At 71.6% G+C, this 15,277-nt stretch carries 14 protein-coding genes; 10 read left to right on the top strand and 4 right to left on the bottom strand.

The window, feature by feature from the left end:
* Positions 1 to 5: 5 nt before the first annotated feature.
* Positions 6 to 818 carry an IclR family transcriptional regulator gene (locus Ae505Ps2_RS17725; protein ID WP_170917056.1) on the bottom strand — a complete coding sequence of 271 codons (813 nt, stop codon included), beginning with the start codon at positions 816 to 818 and terminating at the stop codon, positions 6 to 8.
* A 51-nt stretch (positions 819 to 869) separates the two neighbouring features.
* On the opposite strand from Ae505Ps2_RS17725, the gene Ae505Ps2_RS17720 reads away from it, so the two are divergent.
* A complete protein-coding gene (locus tag Ae505Ps2_RS17720; protein ID WP_075305578.1) occupies positions 870 to 1,313 on the top strand; it encodes a hypothetical protein in 444 nt (147 codons plus the stop codon).
* A gap of 10 nt (positions 1,314 to 1,323) precedes the next feature.
* On the opposite strand, the gene Ae505Ps2_RS17715 is transcribed toward Ae505Ps2_RS17720, so the two are convergent.
* Complete coding sequence (locus Ae505Ps2_RS17715; protein ID WP_020627992.1) at positions 1,324 to 1,992, bottom strand: amidohydrolase family protein; 669 nt, start codon at positions 1,990 to 1,992, stop codon at positions 1,324 to 1,326.
* 14 nt (positions 1,993 to 2,006) lie between these two features.
* Between Ae505Ps2_RS17715 and Ae505Ps2_RS17710 the strand changes: the two genes are divergently transcribed.
* From Ae505Ps2_RS17710 to Ae505Ps2_RS17700, 3 genes are all read left to right on the top strand, one after another.
* A complete protein-coding gene (locus tag Ae505Ps2_RS17710; RefSeq protein ID WP_075553788.1) occupies positions 2,007 to 2,417 on the top strand; it encodes an MFS transporter in 411 nt (136 codons plus the stop codon).
* Between the two features lie 114 nt (positions 2,418 to 2,531).
* Entirely contained in the window at positions 2,532 to 3,356 is an 825-nt protein-coding gene (locus Ae505Ps2_RS17705) for a transposase family protein (protein ID WP_075553319.1), read from the top strand.
* A 73-nt stretch (positions 3,357 to 3,429) separates the two neighbouring features.
* Entirely contained in the window at positions 3,430 to 3,831 is a 402-nt protein-coding gene (locus tag Ae505Ps2_RS17700) for a hypothetical protein (protein ID WP_075311527.1), read from the top strand.
* 465 nt (positions 3,832 to 4,296) lie between these two features.
* Here Ae505Ps2_RS17700 and Ae505Ps2_RS17695 read toward each other — a convergent pair whose 3' ends face one another.
* Positions 4,297 to 5,145, bottom strand: coding sequence for an enoyl-CoA hydratase/isomerase family protein (locus Ae505Ps2_RS17695; RefSeq protein WP_170917055.1), 849 nt, complete (start codon positions 5,143 to 5,145; stop codon positions 4,297 to 4,299).
* Between the two features lie 11 nt (positions 5,146 to 5,156).
* On the bottom strand, positions 5,157 to 6,836 hold the full coding sequence (locus Ae505Ps2_RS17690; protein ID WP_075553787.1) for an AMP-binding protein: 1,680 nt from the start codon (positions 6,834 to 6,836) through the stop codon (positions 5,157 to 5,159).
* A gap of 261 nt (positions 6,837 to 7,097) precedes the next feature.
* Here Ae505Ps2_RS17690 and Ae505Ps2_RS17685 point away from each other — a divergent pair, with 261 nt between their 5' ends.
* From Ae505Ps2_RS17685 to Ae505Ps2_RS17660, 6 genes are read left to right on the top strand one after another with little or no spacing between them, the layout of a single operon-like run.
* On the top strand, positions 7,098 to 8,252 hold the full coding sequence (locus Ae505Ps2_RS17685; RefSeq protein ID WP_020624314.1) for an acyl-CoA dehydrogenase family protein: 1,155 nt from the start codon (positions 7,098 to 7,100) through the stop codon (positions 8,250 to 8,252).
* A 12-nt stretch (positions 8,253 to 8,264) separates the two neighbouring features.
* Entirely contained in the window at positions 8,265 to 9,866 is a 1,602-nt protein-coding gene (locus tag Ae505Ps2_RS17680) for a carboxyl transferase domain-containing protein (RefSeq protein WP_075553786.1), read from the top strand.
* A gap of 8 nt (positions 9,867 to 9,874) precedes the next feature.
* A complete protein-coding gene (locus Ae505Ps2_RS17675) occupies positions 9,875 to 11,857 on the top strand; it encodes a biotin carboxylase N-terminal domain-containing protein (RefSeq protein ID WP_075311521.1) in 1,983 nt (660 codons plus the stop codon).
* Between the two features lies 1 nt (position 11,858).
* Positions 11,859 to 12,620 carry an enoyl-CoA hydratase-related protein gene (locus tag Ae505Ps2_RS17670; protein WP_020624311.1) on the top strand — a complete coding sequence of 254 codons (762 nt, stop codon included), beginning with the start codon at positions 11,859 to 11,861 and terminating at the stop codon, positions 12,618 to 12,620.
* Entirely contained in the window at positions 12,605 to 13,462 is an 858-nt protein-coding gene (locus Ae505Ps2_RS17665) for a TIGR03084 family metal-binding protein (RefSeq protein ID WP_233147484.1), read from the top strand. Before Ae505Ps2_RS17670 ends, Ae505Ps2_RS17665 begins: the two co-directional genes overlap by 16 nt.
* Positions 13,459 to 15,228, top strand: a complete 1,770-nt coding sequence (locus Ae505Ps2_RS17660; protein WP_075333175.1) for an acyclic terpene utilization AtuA family protein — start codon at positions 13,459 to 13,461, stop codon at positions 15,226 to 15,228. The genes Ae505Ps2_RS17665 and Ae505Ps2_RS17660 overlap by 4 nt, the downstream gene beginning before the upstream one ends.
* Positions 15,229 to 15,277: the final 49 nt, after the last annotated feature.

Here is a 15,277-nt window from a genome sequence, read left to right as displayed (position 1 = left end):
GTGCGTCAGCGGTCGAGCCGCGGGTGCTCCGGCGGCAGGACGTCGAGCGCGTACCGGCGTCGGGTCGCGTCGGGGCCCAGCATCGCCGACAGCGGACCCGCGATGTCGTCGGCGGCGGCCCGCACCGTGCCCGCGAGCCTCCGGAGACCGTCCTCGTCGACGGCGGCCTGGGGCCCGGACAGCGACAGCGCACCCATCACCTCCGACGCCGAGGTCAGCGGAACCGAGATCCCACGCCGACCGGCGTGATTGGCGGCGGAGGAGAAGGCGAACCCGTCGCCGCGGATGCGGCGCAGCTCCGTGCGCAGTGTGCCGTCCTCCTCCCCCGCGCGGGCCCCCAGGACGGCCTCGATCTCCGACTCGGGAAGGTGGGCGAGGATGGCCCGGCCACTGCACCCCCGGGTCAGCGGTGACCGCTCGCCGATCCGCGTCCGCCACGACGGGTCGTGGTCGTGCGGAGGCACGGCAGCCAGCAGCAGGACCCGGTCGTAGCCGCTGCGCACGTGCAGCCGCGCGCTCAACGACGTACCACCCGCGAGCCGGACCAGGACCGGGTAGGTGAGCGCGCGGAGCTCGGGCCAGGGGCCGAGCAGCGCACCCAGCCCGATCGCCCGGGTCCCGACCCGGTACCCCCGGCGGCCGACGTGGTCGACGAAACCTTCCTCCTGCAGGGCCCGCAGCACGCGGTAGGTCTGGCTGACCGGTGCGCCCAGCCGCTCCGCGACGGCGGGCAGCGACGCCGGCTGCTCCATCCCCGCCAGCGTCTCCAGGACCACGACCGAGCGTGCGAGGACCGACGTCGTCGGCGTAGTTGTCACGAGGTGCAACTTAGGTCGTCCGGCGCCGTCGCCCGACTCCAGACTGGATCCATGCACAACGACGCGATCTCCGAAACGATCACCGACCGCACCGAGCTGTTCGCCCACCTCGCCGACCCCGCCACGGCCGCGGCGTTCTTCGAGCGGGTGGCCGACGACGTGTCCTGGACGGTCGAGGGCACCCATCCCCTCGCCGGGCACTACGCGTCCAAGACCGCCTTCACCACCGCGACCTTCGACCGCCTCAGCCCGCTCATGCGGGACGGGGTCCGGCTCGAGGTGGTCGACCTGCACGTCGCGGGAGACGTCACGGTCGCCGAGTTGCACGCGACGTCGACGACCCTCGACCGAGCCCCCTTCGACAACGACTACTGCTGGGTCTGCCGTTTCGACTCCCCCGAGCCCGACGCCCGCATCGTCGAGGTCCGCGCCTACCTCGACAGCGCGATGGTCGCGTGGACGGTGACCCGCAACGAGGCGCTGAAGGCGGGCTGACCCGCCCGGTTCACCGGCCGGTGGGGCGGTGCAGGTAGCGCCCCGTCGGCTGCCCACAGACCGTGCCGCCGTCGAAGATCCGCCTGCCCCGCAGGAAGGTGGTCTCGACCGTCGCGCCGATCTCCATCCCGCGGAAGGGCGTGTACTCCTGGGTGGACTCCGAGTCGGCCGGGTCCACCACGACCGAGCGGTCGGGGTCGACGAGCACGATGTCGGCGTCGAACCCGGGCGCGATGTCGCCCTTGGTGGGCAGCCCGAGGCGCTGGGCCGGGTTGGTGGACACCAGCTCAGCGACCCGGGACATCGACAGGCCGCGCTTGCGACCCTCGCCGACGAGGCCGGGCAACAGGTACTCGGTGCCACCGAAGCCGGACTTCGCCGCGAACACGTCGTCGCGGTCCGCGCCGAACTTCTTCTCCTCCTTGCAGCAGGCGTGGTCGGACACGACCCAGCTGACGTCACCGGCGAGCAGGTGCTCCCACAGCTTCTCCACGTCGGCGCGGGGCCGCAGCGGCGGGTTGACCTTGCCGCCGACCCCGTCCGCGGTGGTGACGTCGGCGAGCAGGTGGCCGATCGTCACCTCGCGGCGAAAGTCCACGTGCGGGAACGCCCGGGCCATGAGCATCGCCGCCTCCATCGCCTTGGCCGACGACAGGTGCAGCAGGTTGATCGTCGGCAACCGGGCCGCCGACCGTGATCGAGGGCCGGTTCGGCCAGCTCGGCGGTCAGCACGGCGGCGGGATGTTCTGGACCCTGGCGATCTTCGGCGCGGTCTGGGCGGTGTTCGCGCTGGCGTTGCTGCGTGACCTGCCCGAGGAGTCGTCGCGGGTGAACGCCGCCGAGCGGGAGCTGATCGCCGCCGGGCAGGAGCCCGACGCGGGGCCGGGCCGCTCCCGGGTGCGGTGGCGCCCGCTGCTGACCAACCGCAACCTCTGGGTCGTCGCCGGCGGCTACTTCGCCTGGGGCTTCATGTTCTGGGGCTTCATGTACTGGCTGCCCTCGTTCCTGTCCGACGCCTACGGGCTCAGCGTCAAGCAGGCCGGCGCGTTCTCCGTCGCGCCGTGGGCGTGCGGCATGGTCGGCGCACTGAGGTGTTCTCAGTAGCGGGGTGGCAGGTCGTGGCGACACGCCGAGGGTGGTGAGATGAGCGGGAACGGGGCAGGACCCCGGTAGATCGGTTCGGTCCAGCACAGATCGACACCGTCACCGAGGTCCTGCATGTCTGATCCTGTCACCTACACCGCTGTCCTCCCGATCGGGGAGCGCACCGTGGCCTATCTGGCGCGGCTCCTGGTCCTTCAACGCCGTCGACGTGGCACCCGGCGGCGGGCGTTGACCCCGTTCGCCCAGGCAGTGCTGGTGATCCGCTGGTTCTGTGATGCTACCCGGGTCCGATGTTCGGCCGGTGACAACGCGATCAGCACTGCAACGGCCTACCGTTACCTGCACGAAGGCATCGACGTCCTCGCCGCGGCCGCACCCGGCCTGCACGGAGCCCTGCTCGCCGCCCGCACAGCCGGGCACACCCACGTGAATCTCGACGGCACCCTGATCGCCACCGACCGGTGCCGCGCGCTCGGCCTCACCCCCGGGGTCGACCTGTGGTGGTCGGGCAAGCACCGCCGCCACGGCGGGAACATCCAGGTCCTCACCGCACCTGATGGATGGCCGCTATGGACCAGCGACGTGCGGCCGGGCCGCGAGCACGACACCCGCTGCGCCCGTACCCACCCCGGGCTGCTCGAGGGCCTGGCCGCGTTCACCGACGACACCCACGCCGCGCTGGGCGACCTCGGCTACGAAGGCGAAGCCGACCGGCTCACCGTGCCCATCAAACTCGCCCCCGGCCGCGGGCAGACGGTCAACCAGCGCACCGTCAACACCCTGCACTCAGCCCTTCGTGCTCTGGCCGAACGCGGAAACGCCCTGCTCAAGACCACCTTCGCCGCGTTGCGGCGAGTCACGCTATGTCCCTGGCGCACCGGCGCGATCACCGCAGCTGCGCTCGTACTACTCCACACCGAGTACGACCGCACGACATGATCAACCCGCTACTGAGAACACCTCACTGGCCGGCGGCGTCATCGTCGACCGGGTCTACCGGCGCAGCCCGCGGGTGCGCAGCCGGTTCGCGGTGATGGGCGTGGCCCTGCTGCTCGCGGGCTGCTCGCTGGTGCCGCTGGCGATCTCGCCGACGCTCACCGTCGCACTGATCTCGATCTCACTCGGGGTCGGTTTCGGCTTCGTCACCGGCGGGATCTGGTGGGTCGCCGCGATCGACGCCGCCCCGGACCAGCCGGGCAGCGCAGCCGGGTTCGCCGACGCCGCGTTCGCCTCGTCCGGCATCGTGGCCCCCTCGGTGATGGGCTTCATCGTCGCGGGCACGGGCACCTTCACCAGTGGGTTCGTCGTGATGGCCTGCCTCGCCGTCGCCGGTGCCCTCCTGATGCTGCTGGTGCCGCGCGAGCCGGTGCCCGCGGCGGTGACCGCCACGGAGACCGCGGGCAACCCTGTGTGAGAACGGCAGGGACAGGACCGCACCTTCGATCATCAGTCGCCACGCCGCTCCGCGGGACGACGAAGGATCGAGACGGGCGGGAGTGTGGTCATGAGAGAAGCGCCCGGACGTCGGGACCAGTCGAACCGTCTCTGTAGGTGCGGGGCCCAGCCGTCGGGCTGGGCCCCGCACTGCGTCATGGGCCATGGACTTGCCGACCCGCGCCTCACGGGTAGGCACCGCGCCGATCGGACGTGAGCGCGGGCGGACGTGCGGGCTCCGGTCCCCGTCCTGCCGGATCGGCCTCTGCGAGGACCGACAGCCCCGCTCCCCCAACGTCGGGAGCGACTGTCCACCACCTCGATCCGGAAGCCCGACTCGTGTCCACCGAGGAGGAACGTCAGCCGGGGTCGTCGGGTACGTGGCAGCGACCGGGGACCGGAACCGCCTCGGTGCTCATGACCTTCTCCGACCGAACGGCGGTCATCATCGGGTTCGATCGCGAAAGGCACGCAGCCCATCGCGCAGGTCCTCGGAGGCGACGTGGCCGGCGAACGTCCCGTACTCGAGCTCCAGGGCCTCCTCGGTCGGGAGGTCCCGGGCCGTGGTCGCAACGCGTTTCACCTCGGCCAGACCGCGTGCGCTGCGGGTCGCCAGCCTCCGGGAGAACGCGAGTGCCCGGTCCACCAGCCCGGCGGCCGGCACGATCTCCTGGACCAGACCCCACTCCCGGAAGTGCTCGGCGGACTCCAGATCGCCGGTGAGCAGCAGCCGCCGGGCGGCATTCGCCGGGATCTTCCGCTCCAGCCGGACCGCTCCTCCGCCACCAGGCAGCACCCCGTAGCGGAGGTGGCCGTCGCCCATGCGTACCTCCGCGGCCGCGAACACCACGTCGCATGCCAGGACCAGCTCGAATCCACCGGCGATCGCGGTGCCGTTGACCGCGGCGACGACGGGCAGCCGGGAGGTCTCGAGCCTGCGGAAGGTACGCCCGGCGCGTCGGACGAAGTCCAGGATCTCGCCCTGCCGTCCGTCGAGCCGCTCCAGGAGCTGCCCGAGGTCGGCGCCGGTACAGAAGGCCGACCCCGTCCCCGTGATCACCATGGCGCGGATACCCTCGTCCGCCTCCACCTCCTCGACGGTCTCCTCGAGCAGGTGCAGGAGTCCGTCGGAGAGTGCGTTGAGCCGCTGCGGCCGGTTGAGACGGACCAGCGCGACCGAGTCGACGACCTGCAGCTCGATCAGGTCCCCACGTCGCTCGACCGCCTCACCGCGTCCACGCACCGGACCGGGCGCGACGGAGGCGTGACCCGGACCGGTCTCCGTGTGCTCCACCCGGTGCTCGCTCAGGCCTGCGCGAAGAGGGCGTGATGCTGCCGGCGGAGCTTGTACTTGAGGATCTTGCCGCCCACGGTCTCGGGAAGGGCGTCGGCGAACACGACCGCCTTGGGCGTCTCGTAGCCCCCCAGCTTCGCCCTGCAGTGCGCGAGGATCTCCTCCTCCGCTGCCTCGGCTCCCTCTCTCAGCACCACGACCGCCGTGACCGCCTCGCCCCAGTGCTCGTGCGGCAGGCCGATCACCGCCGCCTTCTCGACCGCCGGGTGCCCGTGCAGGACGGACTCCACCCGCAGGCTGGAGACGTTCTCGCCACCGGACTTCACGATGTCCTTGAACCGGTCGACCATGATCCGCAGGCCGTCCTCGTCGACCGAGGTGCTGTCCCCGGAGTGGAACCAGCCACCGCGGAACGCCTCCCGGGTCGCCTGCTCGTCGAGGTAGTAGCCCGCCGTGACGGTCGGACTGCGGTACACCGCCTCCCCCGGGACACCCGGGCTCCGACGCACCGACGCGCCCGTCTCGTCGACGACGTCGGAGGCGAGCAGCGGGCTCGGGACGCCGACGTAGTTGACGGCCGGGGCGGTGCGCTCGTAGATCTCGTGCCACTTCGCGGGCCAGAACCGGTGGCAGGCGATCGCCTCGGTCTGTCCGAAGATCCCCAGCACCACCAGGCCTGGGGCCTCGGCCTGCAACGCCGCGTACACCGCGGGCTCGAGTGCACCCCAGCCGTAGACCAGCACGGTCAGGCTGGACAGGTCCGCGCCGGAACGGCGGGCCTCGCCGACGACGGCCGTGACGAACTGCGGGGAGCCCGCCCACAGCGCGGTGGGGCGCTCGGCCGCGACCGTCGCAGCGACCTGGTCGGGCACCGGGCGGCGTCCCAGGACGAGGGACCCACCCGCCAGGAACGCGGACAGGGTGAAGACCTGGTCACCCACGTGGTAGATCATCGGCAGGTGGGTGGCGACCCTGAGGTCGGCCTCGACAGCGAGCCCACGGGTCAGCGACACCGTGAAGTTCAGGGCGGCGAGATGGCTCGAGCCGTGCGAGATCATCGCACCCTTGGGCATCGCCGTGGTGCCCGAGGTGTAGAGGATCTGCCAGATGTCGTCGGCGTGGATCTCGACGTCGGGCTCGGTGGTCGGCATGCCGTCCAGGAACGCCCCGAACGCCACACTCCCCGCCACCGGGTCGCCGCCGATGGTGATCGTGGCGCCGACCCGCAGGCCGGTCGCGGCGAAGGCGGCCTCGGCGCGCGGCCACAGCTCGGCGTCGACGATCGCCAGACCCGGCTCGACCTGACGGATCAGGTGCTCGAGCACGTCCGGGGCGAGGGCCGGGTTGACCGGCACCACCACCATCCCCGCCTTCGCGACACCGATCTTCGCCAGGTAGGCCTCGACCGAGTTCTCGCTGAACAGGAGAACCCTCGCCCCCGGCTCGAGCCCCGCAGCCGCCAGGGCGTGGGCGACCTGGCCGGTGATCTCGTCCGCCTCACGGTAGGTGACGGAGGCGAACCGCTCCTCACCGTGCGCACCGAGGCGGCCGGTGATCGCGATCTTGTCCGGGTAGCTCCAGGTCAGACGCTCGAACACGTCCCCGACCGAGGTCCGTTCCCACCGGTTCACCGCGCGCCGTCCGCGCAGACGGGTGACGTCGATCTTCTCGAGCTGTCCCTGCAGGTCCACACCAGCCTCCTTGCCGATCCACCTGACGGCGCACAGCATCGCGTCACACGACGTACATCACAACCCCCTAGTCACCAGCAATTCACAACGTGACCGGCGGACCACCCACCCACCCCGGCGACCTCTCACCCGAGATCAATCGAGATGAGCAGCAGCTCACCGCGCACTCGGCGCCGAGACTTGCCACCTCCGACTTAGTGAACGATGATGCACTCAGCGGACGTCGTCGTCCGCCCCTACGCAGAGGACAGAGGAGTCGGTGTGGACTTTCGCGAGAGCTCCGAGCACAGGGACCTGCGAGAGACGGTGCGGGCGATCACCGCCAAGTTCGGTCCGGAGTACTACGTGCCGCGGGCCGAGGCCGGTGAGCCGACCACCGAGCTGTGGTCCGAGCTCGGCGCGAGCGGGTTCCTCGGCATCAACCTGCCGGAGGAGTACGGCGGCGGGGGCGCGGGCATGGCAGAGCTCGCGATGGTCTGTGAGGAAACCGCCGCGGCGGGCTGTCCGCTGTTGCTGCTGCTGGTCTCGGCAGCCATCTCCGGGGAGATGATCGCCGACTTCGGCACCGCCGAGCAGAAGCAGCACTACCTGCCGCGCATGGCCTCCGGTGAGTCCAAGGTGGTCTTCGCGATCACCGAGCCCGACGCGGGATCCAACACCCACAAGCTCTCCACCGTCGCCACCCGCGACGGCGGTGACTGGGTGGTCAACGGGGCCAAGTACTACATCTCCGGGGTGGACGAGGCCGAGGCGATCCTGCTGGTCACCCGCACCGGCAAGGACGAGGCCACCGGTAAGGGCACGCTCTCGCTGTTCCTCGTGCCCACCGACACTCCGGGCCTCCACAGGACCCCGCTCCCGGTGTCGGCGATGCTGCCGGAGAAGCAGTTCACGCTGCACTTCGACGACATGCGGTTGCCCGCGAGCGCGCTGGTCGGCGAGGAGGGCCAGGGCTTCCACCAGGTCTTCCACGGGCTGAACCCGGAGCGGATCACCGGCGCGGCGGTCTGTGTCGGTGTGGCCCGCCACGTGCTCGCCCAGGCCTCGGACTACGCCACGAGCCGCACGGTCTGGGACGCCCCGATCGCGAGCCACCAGGGTGTGTCACACCCACTGGCCAAGGCCCGCATCGAGACCGACCTCGCCGCCCTGATGACGTCCAAGGCCGCCTGGCTGCACGACGAGAGACTCCCCGCGGGCGAGGCCTCGAACATGGCGAAGTACGCCGCCGCCGAGGCCGCGGGCGCCGCGGTCGAGGCCGCGATCCAGACCCACGGCGGCAACGGTCTGGCCACCGAGTACGGCCTGCTGCCCTACTGGGGCATCTCGCGCCTGCTGCGGATCGCGCCGGTCAGCCGCGAGATGGTCCTGAACTTCGTCGCCCAGCACAGCCTGGGTCTGACCCGCTCGTACTAGAAGGAGCGTCCGATGACGACCGTCCTGCGCTCCGCGCTGAACACCTCCGACGAGGTCTACCTCGCCAACCGCAAGCACTCCGAGCAGGTTCTCGCCGAACTCGACGAGCAGGTCCAGGCTGCCATCGCCGGAGGTGGTGAGCGCTACCAGAAGCGCCACCGCGACCGCGGCCGCCTCCTCGTGCGCGAGCGCATCGAGCTGCTCCTCGACCGGGACGCGAGCTTCCTCGAGCTGTCCACGCTCGCCGCCTGGGGCACCCAGTTCCCCGTCGGCGCCTCGATCGTGACCGGGATCGGTGTCGTCTCCGGCGTCGAGTGCATGATCATCGCCCACGACCCCACCGTGCGCGGCGGCGCGATGAACCCCTACTCGCTGAAGAAGACGTTGCGTGCCCTGGAGATCGCCCGGATCAACCGGCTCCCCACGATCAACCTGGTGGAGTCCGGCGGAGCGGACCTGCCGACCCAGTCCGAGCTCTTCGTCCACGCGGGCAAGATCTTCCACGACCTCACCGAGCTCTCCTCGATGGCGATCCCGACGATCGCGCTGGTGTTCGGCAACTCCACCGCGGGCGGCGCCTACGTGCCGGGGATGTGTGACTACGCGGTGATGGTCGACCAGCAGGCCAAGGTGTTCCTCGGCGGCCCCCCGCTGGTCAAGATGGCCACCGGCGAGGACGCCGACGACGAGGAACTCGGCGGCGCGGCCATGCACGCGAAGGTCTCCGGGCTCTGCGACCACTTCGCCGTCGACGAACGGGACGCCATCCGGATCGGCCGCCGGATCGTCTCCGAGCTCCACTGGCACAAGCTGGGCCCCGGCCCCACCCTCCCGGCCGACGAGCCGCTCTACGACCCCGACGAGCTCCTCGGCATCGCGCCGGCGGACATCAAGGTGCCCTTCGACCCGCGCGAGGTCATCGCCCGCGTGGTCGACGGCTCCCGCTTCGGTGAGTACAAGCCGCTGTGGGGAACCAGCCTCGTGACCGGGTGGGCCTCGATCCACGGCTACCCCGTCGGCATCCTCGCCAACGCCCGCGGCGTCCTGTTCAGCGAGGAGGCCAAGAAGGCCAGCGAGTTCATCCAGCTCGCCAACCAGACGGACACGCCGCTGATCTTCCTGCAGAACACCACCGGCTACATGGTCGGCAAGAGCTACGAGCAGGGCGGGATCATCAAGGACGGCTCCAAGATGATCAACTCGGTGGCCAACAGCAAGGTCCCGCACATCACGATGAACCTGGCAGCCTCGTTCGGCGCCGGGAACTACGGGATGTCGGGACGCGCCTACGACCCCCGGCTGATGTTCGCCTGGGCGGGCTCGCGGCTCGCGGTCATGGGGGCCACCCAGCTCGCCGGCGTGATGTCGATCGTCGCGAAGGCCTCCGCCGCGTCGTCGGGCCGCGAGTTCGACGCCGAGGCCGACGAGCGCAACCGGGCCGCCATCGAGGCCCAGATCGAGTCCGAGTCGCACTCGTTCTTCGTCACCGCCCGGCTCTACGACGACGGCCTGATCGACCCCCGCGACACCCGCACCGTGCTCGGCATCGCCCTGTCGACCGCACACTCCAACATCGTCGCCGGCCAGCGTGGCTACGGCGTCTTCCGGATGTGAGTGAGGACATGACCATCCACAAACTGCTGGTGGCCAACCGCGGGGAGATCGCCGAGCGGATCATCCGCTCCGCCCGTGCACTGGACATCGCCACCGTCGCCGTCCACTCCGACCCGGACGCCGACACGCTGTTCGTCGATGCCGCCGACGAGGCGGTGCGGCTCCCCGGTGCCGCCCCGTCGGAGACCTACCTGAGGACCGAGCTGATCATCGAGGCCGCGCGGCTCACCGGTGCCGACGCCATCCACCCGGGCTACGGGTTCCTGTCCGAGAACGCCGACTTCGCCCGTGCCTGCGCAGCAGCCGGGATCACCTTCGTCGGCCCGCCGGTCGAGGCCATCGAGGCGATGGGGTCGAAGATCGCGGCGAAGGAACTGATGGAGAAGGCCGGCGTCCCCGTCCTTCCCGGCGCCACGATCGATTCCGACCCGGCCCCCGACGAGGTCCGCGAGCTGGCCGGTGGGATCGGCTACCCGCTGCTGGTCAAGGCCGCCTTCGGCGGCGGCGGTCGCGGCATGCGGATCGTCCGCTCCGCCGACGAGGTGGTCGACGCCGTTCTCGGCGCCCGTCGTGAGGCCGCGTCGGCCTTCGGCGACGGCACGGTGTTCCTCGAGCGGTTCGTGGAGGACCCGCGCCACGTCGAGGTGCAGATCTTCGGCGACACCCACGGCACCGTGGTGCACCTGTTCGAACGCGAGTGCTCGATCCAGCGCCGCTACCAGAAGATCGTCGAGGAGGCCCCCTCCCCCGCGGTCGACGAGGCACTGCGGGCCCAGCTCGGGGACGCGGCCGTCGCCGCGGGCGCGGCCATCGGCTACACCGGCGCCGGGACCGTCGAGTTCGTCATGGCGCAGAACGGAGAGTTCTTCTTCCTCGAGGTCAACACCCGGCTGCAGGTCGAGCACCCGGTCACCGAGGAGATCACCGGCCTGGACCTGGTGGCGCTGCAGATCGCGGTCGCCGAGGGCGAGCCGCTGCCCCCGGAGGTCACGGGGGCCACGATCAGCGGCCACGCGATCGAGGCCCGGCTCTACGCCGAGGACCCGACCCAGGACTACCTGCCCGGCTCGGGCACCCTGCGCCGCTTCCACGTACCGGCCCTGCCCGGCGTACGGGTGGACACCGGTGTGCGGGACGGCTCGGTCGTCGGCACGCACTACGACCCCATGCTGGCCAAGGTCATCGCGCACGGCCGCACCCGCACCGAGGCCGCGCGCAGGCTCGCCCGGGCGCTGTCCGAGGCCGAGGTGCACGGTCTGGTCACCAACCGGGACCTGCTCGTCGCGATCCTGCGCGAGCCGGAGTTCCTGGCCGGGAGGACCGACACCGGCTATCTGAGCCGGCACGAGCCCACCGCGCTCGTCGGCACCCCGGACGAGAACACCCTCGCGGTCCACGCACTCGCGGCGGCCCTGGCCGAGCAGTCCGGCCGTCGCGCGGGAGCCCGGGTGCAGCGACCGGTCCCGACGGGCTGGCGGAACGTCCGCAGCGCCCCCCAGCACGCCGAGTACCGGTGGGGCGACCACGAGATCGACGTGACCTACCGGCTCGTCCGCGGCGCCCTGACGGCGAGCGTCAACGCGACCGGCCTGGCCGACGTCGCCGTCATCGAGGCCACCGACGACCTCGTCGACCTCCGGGTCGGCGGCATCCGCCGGGCCGTGCGGGTGCACCGCGTCGGCGACACCGCCTACGTGGACAGCGTCCTCGGCGGCACCACACTCGTCGAGCGACCGCGGCTCCCCGAGCCCGGGACCGACGCCGCGCCCGGCTCGTTGCTCGCGCCCATGCCCGGCACCGTCCTGCGGGTCGCGGCCGAGGTCGGGGAACAGGTCGAGCAGGGTGCGGTCGTCGTGGTGTTCGAGGCGATGAAGATGGAGCACTCCGTGCGTGCTCCCGTGGCGGGCACCGTCACCGAGCTGGGGGTCCGGGTCGGCGACACCGTGGAGTCCGGCGAGGTCCTCGCCGTCATCGACGAGGTGGAGGCCTGACATGAGCGACGTGACCTACGAGGTGACCGACGGCGTCGCCTGGCTGACCATCGACCGCCCGGACGCGCGCAACGCGCTGAGCAGGGCGGTCCGTGAGGGTCTGTTCGACGGCGTCCGCCGGTTCAACGCCGACGACACGGCGAAGGTCCTGGTCCTCACCGGATCCGGTGAGAAGGCCTTCTGCGCGGGCGGCGACCTGAAGGAGATGAACGACGTCGCCCTGCAGGTGCCGCCGCCGGACTTCCTGCCCCAGCTCGGCCGCAACATCGACGTGCCCAAGCCGACGATCGCCGCGGTCAACGGCATCGCCTACGGCGGTGGGTTCCTGCTCGCCCAACAGTGCGATCTCGTCGTCGCCGCCGAGCACGCCCGCTTCGCGATCTCCGAGGTCAAGATCGGCCGGGGATCCCCGTGGGCGGCGCCGCTGTCCTGGCTGGTCCCACCCCGCGTCGCAATGAAGATCCTGCTCACCGGCGACCCGATCGGCGCCACGGAGGCTCAGGGCTACGGCCTGGTCAACGACGTCGTGCCCGCCGACGAGCTGCGCACGCACACCCAGGCGCTGGCCGAGCGGATCGCCGCCAACGCGCCGCTGTCGGTGCTCGCCGCCAAGCGCACGGCGTACCTGTCCGCCAGCCACACCCGCGCCGAGGCCTACGACCTGGCCGAGGAGATCTGGGAGCCGGTGTACCTGTCGAAGGACGCTCAGGAGGGGCCGCTGTCCTTCCGCGAGAAGCGCGCTCCCGTATGGCAGGGCATCTGATGGCCGGCCTCCTCGACCAGGTGCTCGACGACCTGGAGGCCGAGTCCCGCGTGGTCGCGGCGATGATCGCCGACCTCGACGACGCTGGCTTCTCCGCACCCACCCCGGCCGCGGGCTGGACCATCCGGGACCAGCTGACCCACCTGGCCTACTTCGACGAGACCGCCACCCAGGCCGTCGTCGATCCCGAGGCGTTCCGGCGGGACGCGGCAGTGCTCACGGCGGAGGGCCCATCCTTCCCCGACCGGATCGCCGCGGAGCACGCCTCGCTGCCCGCCGACGAGGTGCGGGCCTGGTTCGCGCGGGCGCGCGCCGCGTTGGTCGACGCGTTCCGCGACGCGGCGCCCAAGGCGCGGTTGCCCTGGTACGGGCCGGACATGAGCGCACTGTCCTGCGTGACCGCGCGGCTGATGGAGACCTGGGCACACGGCCAGGACGTCGCCGACACCCTCGGCTACCGGCGCGAGCCCACCGACCGGCTCCGCCACGTCGCCCACCTCGGCGTGCAGACCTTCGGCTTCACCTACCTCAACAACGGGCGCAAGATCCCGACGACCCCGGTACGGGTCGAGCTCGCGGCCCCCTCCGGGGACACCTGGACCTGGGGCCCCGAGGACGCGACGGACCGGGTCACCGGCTCCGCGCTGGGCTTCTGTCTCACGGTGACCCAGCGCAGGCACCCCTCCGACACCGACCTGCAGGTCAGCGGGCCGGTCGCAGCAGAGTGGATCTCCATCGCGCAGGCGTTCGCCAACCCGCCCGGACCGGGCCGCGCCTCCGGCGCGGTCGCCGAGCCGACCCGACCCGCTCCCGAACCGGCACGCACTGGAGGGCTCCGATGACCCCCGACCCGAGCCGCCCGGTACGGATCGGCAACTGCTCCGGCTTCTACGGCGACCGCATCAGCGCCGCCCGGGAGATGGTCGAGGGCGGGCCGATCGACGTCCTGACCGGCGACTACCTCGCCGAACTCACCATGCTCATCCTGTACAAGGCCCGGCAGAAGGACCCGAACGGCGGCTACGCCAGGACCTTCCTCACCCAGGTCGAGCACGTCCTGGGCACTTGTCTGGACCGGGGCGTCAGGATCGTGTCCAACGCGGGCGGACTCAACCCCGCCGGGCTGGCCACCGACCTGGCCGCCCTGGCCGAACGCCTCGGCCTCGCCCCGAGGATCGCCTACGTGCACGGTGACGACCTCGTCGAGCGCCTCGACGAGATCCAGGCCGCCGGTCACGCCCTGGCCCACCTCGACACCGGCGCCACGCTCGCCGACGCCGGGGTGAACCCCGTGTCCGCCAACGCCTACCTGGGTGCCTGGGGCATCACCGAGGCCCTGCGTGCCGGGGCCGACATCGTCGTCACCGGGCGGGTCACCGACGCGTCCGTCGTCGTCGGCCCCGCAGCCTGGTGGCACGGCTGGGAGCAGACGGACTTCGACGCCATCGCCGGCGCCATGGCCGCCGGACACGTGATCGAGTGCGGGCCCCAGGCCACCGGCGGCAACTACTCCTTCTTCGAGGAGGTCACCGACCGCCGCTACCCCGGCTTCCCCCTCGCCGAGATCGCCGCCGACGGCTCCAGCGTGATCACCAAGCAGCCCGACACCGGGGGCCTGGTCTCGCCGGGCACCGTCACCGCGCAGCTGCTCTACGAGATCGGGGAGCCCGCCTACCTCGGCCCGGACGCGGTGGCGCACTTCGACTCCCTGTACCTGGCCCAGGAGGGGGAGCACCGGGTCCGGATCTCCGGGGTCAGGGGCAGCGCGCCCACGGACCAGCTGAAGGTGGCCCTGAACTACGAGGGCGGCTACCGCAACACCATGACCCTCGTCCTGACCGGCACCCGCATCGAGGAGAAGGCGGCCTGGGCGGAGCAGCAGCTCGTGGAGCTGCTCGGCGGACGGGACCGCTTCGCGGAGTTCGACGTGCAGCTGCTGCGCTTCGACCACCCGGACGCCCCCACCAACGCCCAGGCCACCGCGCACCTGCGGGTCACGGTCAAGGACCCCGACCGGCGCAAGGTCGGCCGGGCCTTCTCCAATACGACGATGGAACTCGCACTCGGCGGCTACCCGGGGTTCCACACCACGACCCCACCCACGGCCGAGAGCGCCTTCGGCGTCTACTGGCCCACCCTCGTGCCCGCCTCCGAGGTCCGGCATCTGGTCACGCTGCCCGACGGCACCACGAGAGCCGTGCCCCACGCCCCGGTCACCGGTGAGGTGCCCGGGGCGGCCGCGCCCGTCGTGCCGGCGGCGGTCGAGGGCCCCACCCGCAGGCTCCCGCTGGGCGAGATCGCGGCGGCCCGGTCCGGGGACAAGGGCGGCAACGCCAACATCGGCGTCTGGACCCGGACCGATGCCGAGTACGAGTGGCTCCGCGGCCATCTCACGGTCGAACGCGTGCGCGAGCTGCTCCCGGAGGCGGCCGAGCTGGAGATCCGCCGCTTCGACCTGCCCAACCTGCGCGCGCTGAACGTCGTCGTGGTCGGGCTCCTCGGCGCCGGGGTCGCCTCGGCCACCCGACCCGACCCGCAGGCCAAGGGCCTGGGCGAGTACCTGCGCAGCCGCCTCGTCGACATCCCCGTCGCCCTGCTGTCGGACTGACCGGGGTGGCGGGGTGACCCACCCGCCCGTCCGCCGCCTCACCCCCTTG

The sequence above is a fragment of the Pseudonocardia sp. Ae505_Ps2 genome (genome assembly GCF_001932425.1).
GTDB lineage: Bacteria > Actinomycetota > Actinomycetes > Mycobacteriales > Pseudonocardiaceae > Pseudonocardia.
This window is presented reverse-complemented; position numbering and strand designations above follow the sequence as displayed.

Coding starts and splice junctions, on each gene's coding strand:
- Ae505Ps2_RS17670 (WP_020624311.1), top strand. CDS start 11,859: ATGAGCGACGTGACCTACGAGGTGACCGACGGCGTCGCCTGGCTGACC.
- Ae505Ps2_RS17675 (WP_075311521.1), top strand. CDS start 9,875: ATGACCATCCACAAACTGCTGGTGGCCAACCGCGGGGAGATCGCCGAG.
- Ae505Ps2_RS17660 (WP_075333175.1), top strand. CDS start 13,459: ATGACCCCCGACCCGAGCCGCCCGGTACGGATCGGCAACTGCTCCGGC.
- Ae505Ps2_RS17720 (WP_075305578.1), top strand. CDS start 870: ATGCACAACGACGCGATCTCCGAAACGATCACCGACCGCACCGAGCTG.
- Ae505Ps2_RS17705 (WP_075553319.1), top strand. CDS start 2,532: ATGTCTGATCCTGTCACCTACACCGCTGTCCTCCCGATCGGGGAGCGC.
- Ae505Ps2_RS17665 (WP_233147484.1), top strand. CDS start 12,605: ATGGCAGGGCATCTGATGGCCGGCCTCCTCGACCAGGTGCTCGACGAC.
- Ae505Ps2_RS17680 (WP_075553786.1), top strand. CDS start 8,265: ATGACGACCGTCCTGCGCTCCGCGCTGAACACCTCCGACGAGGTCTAC.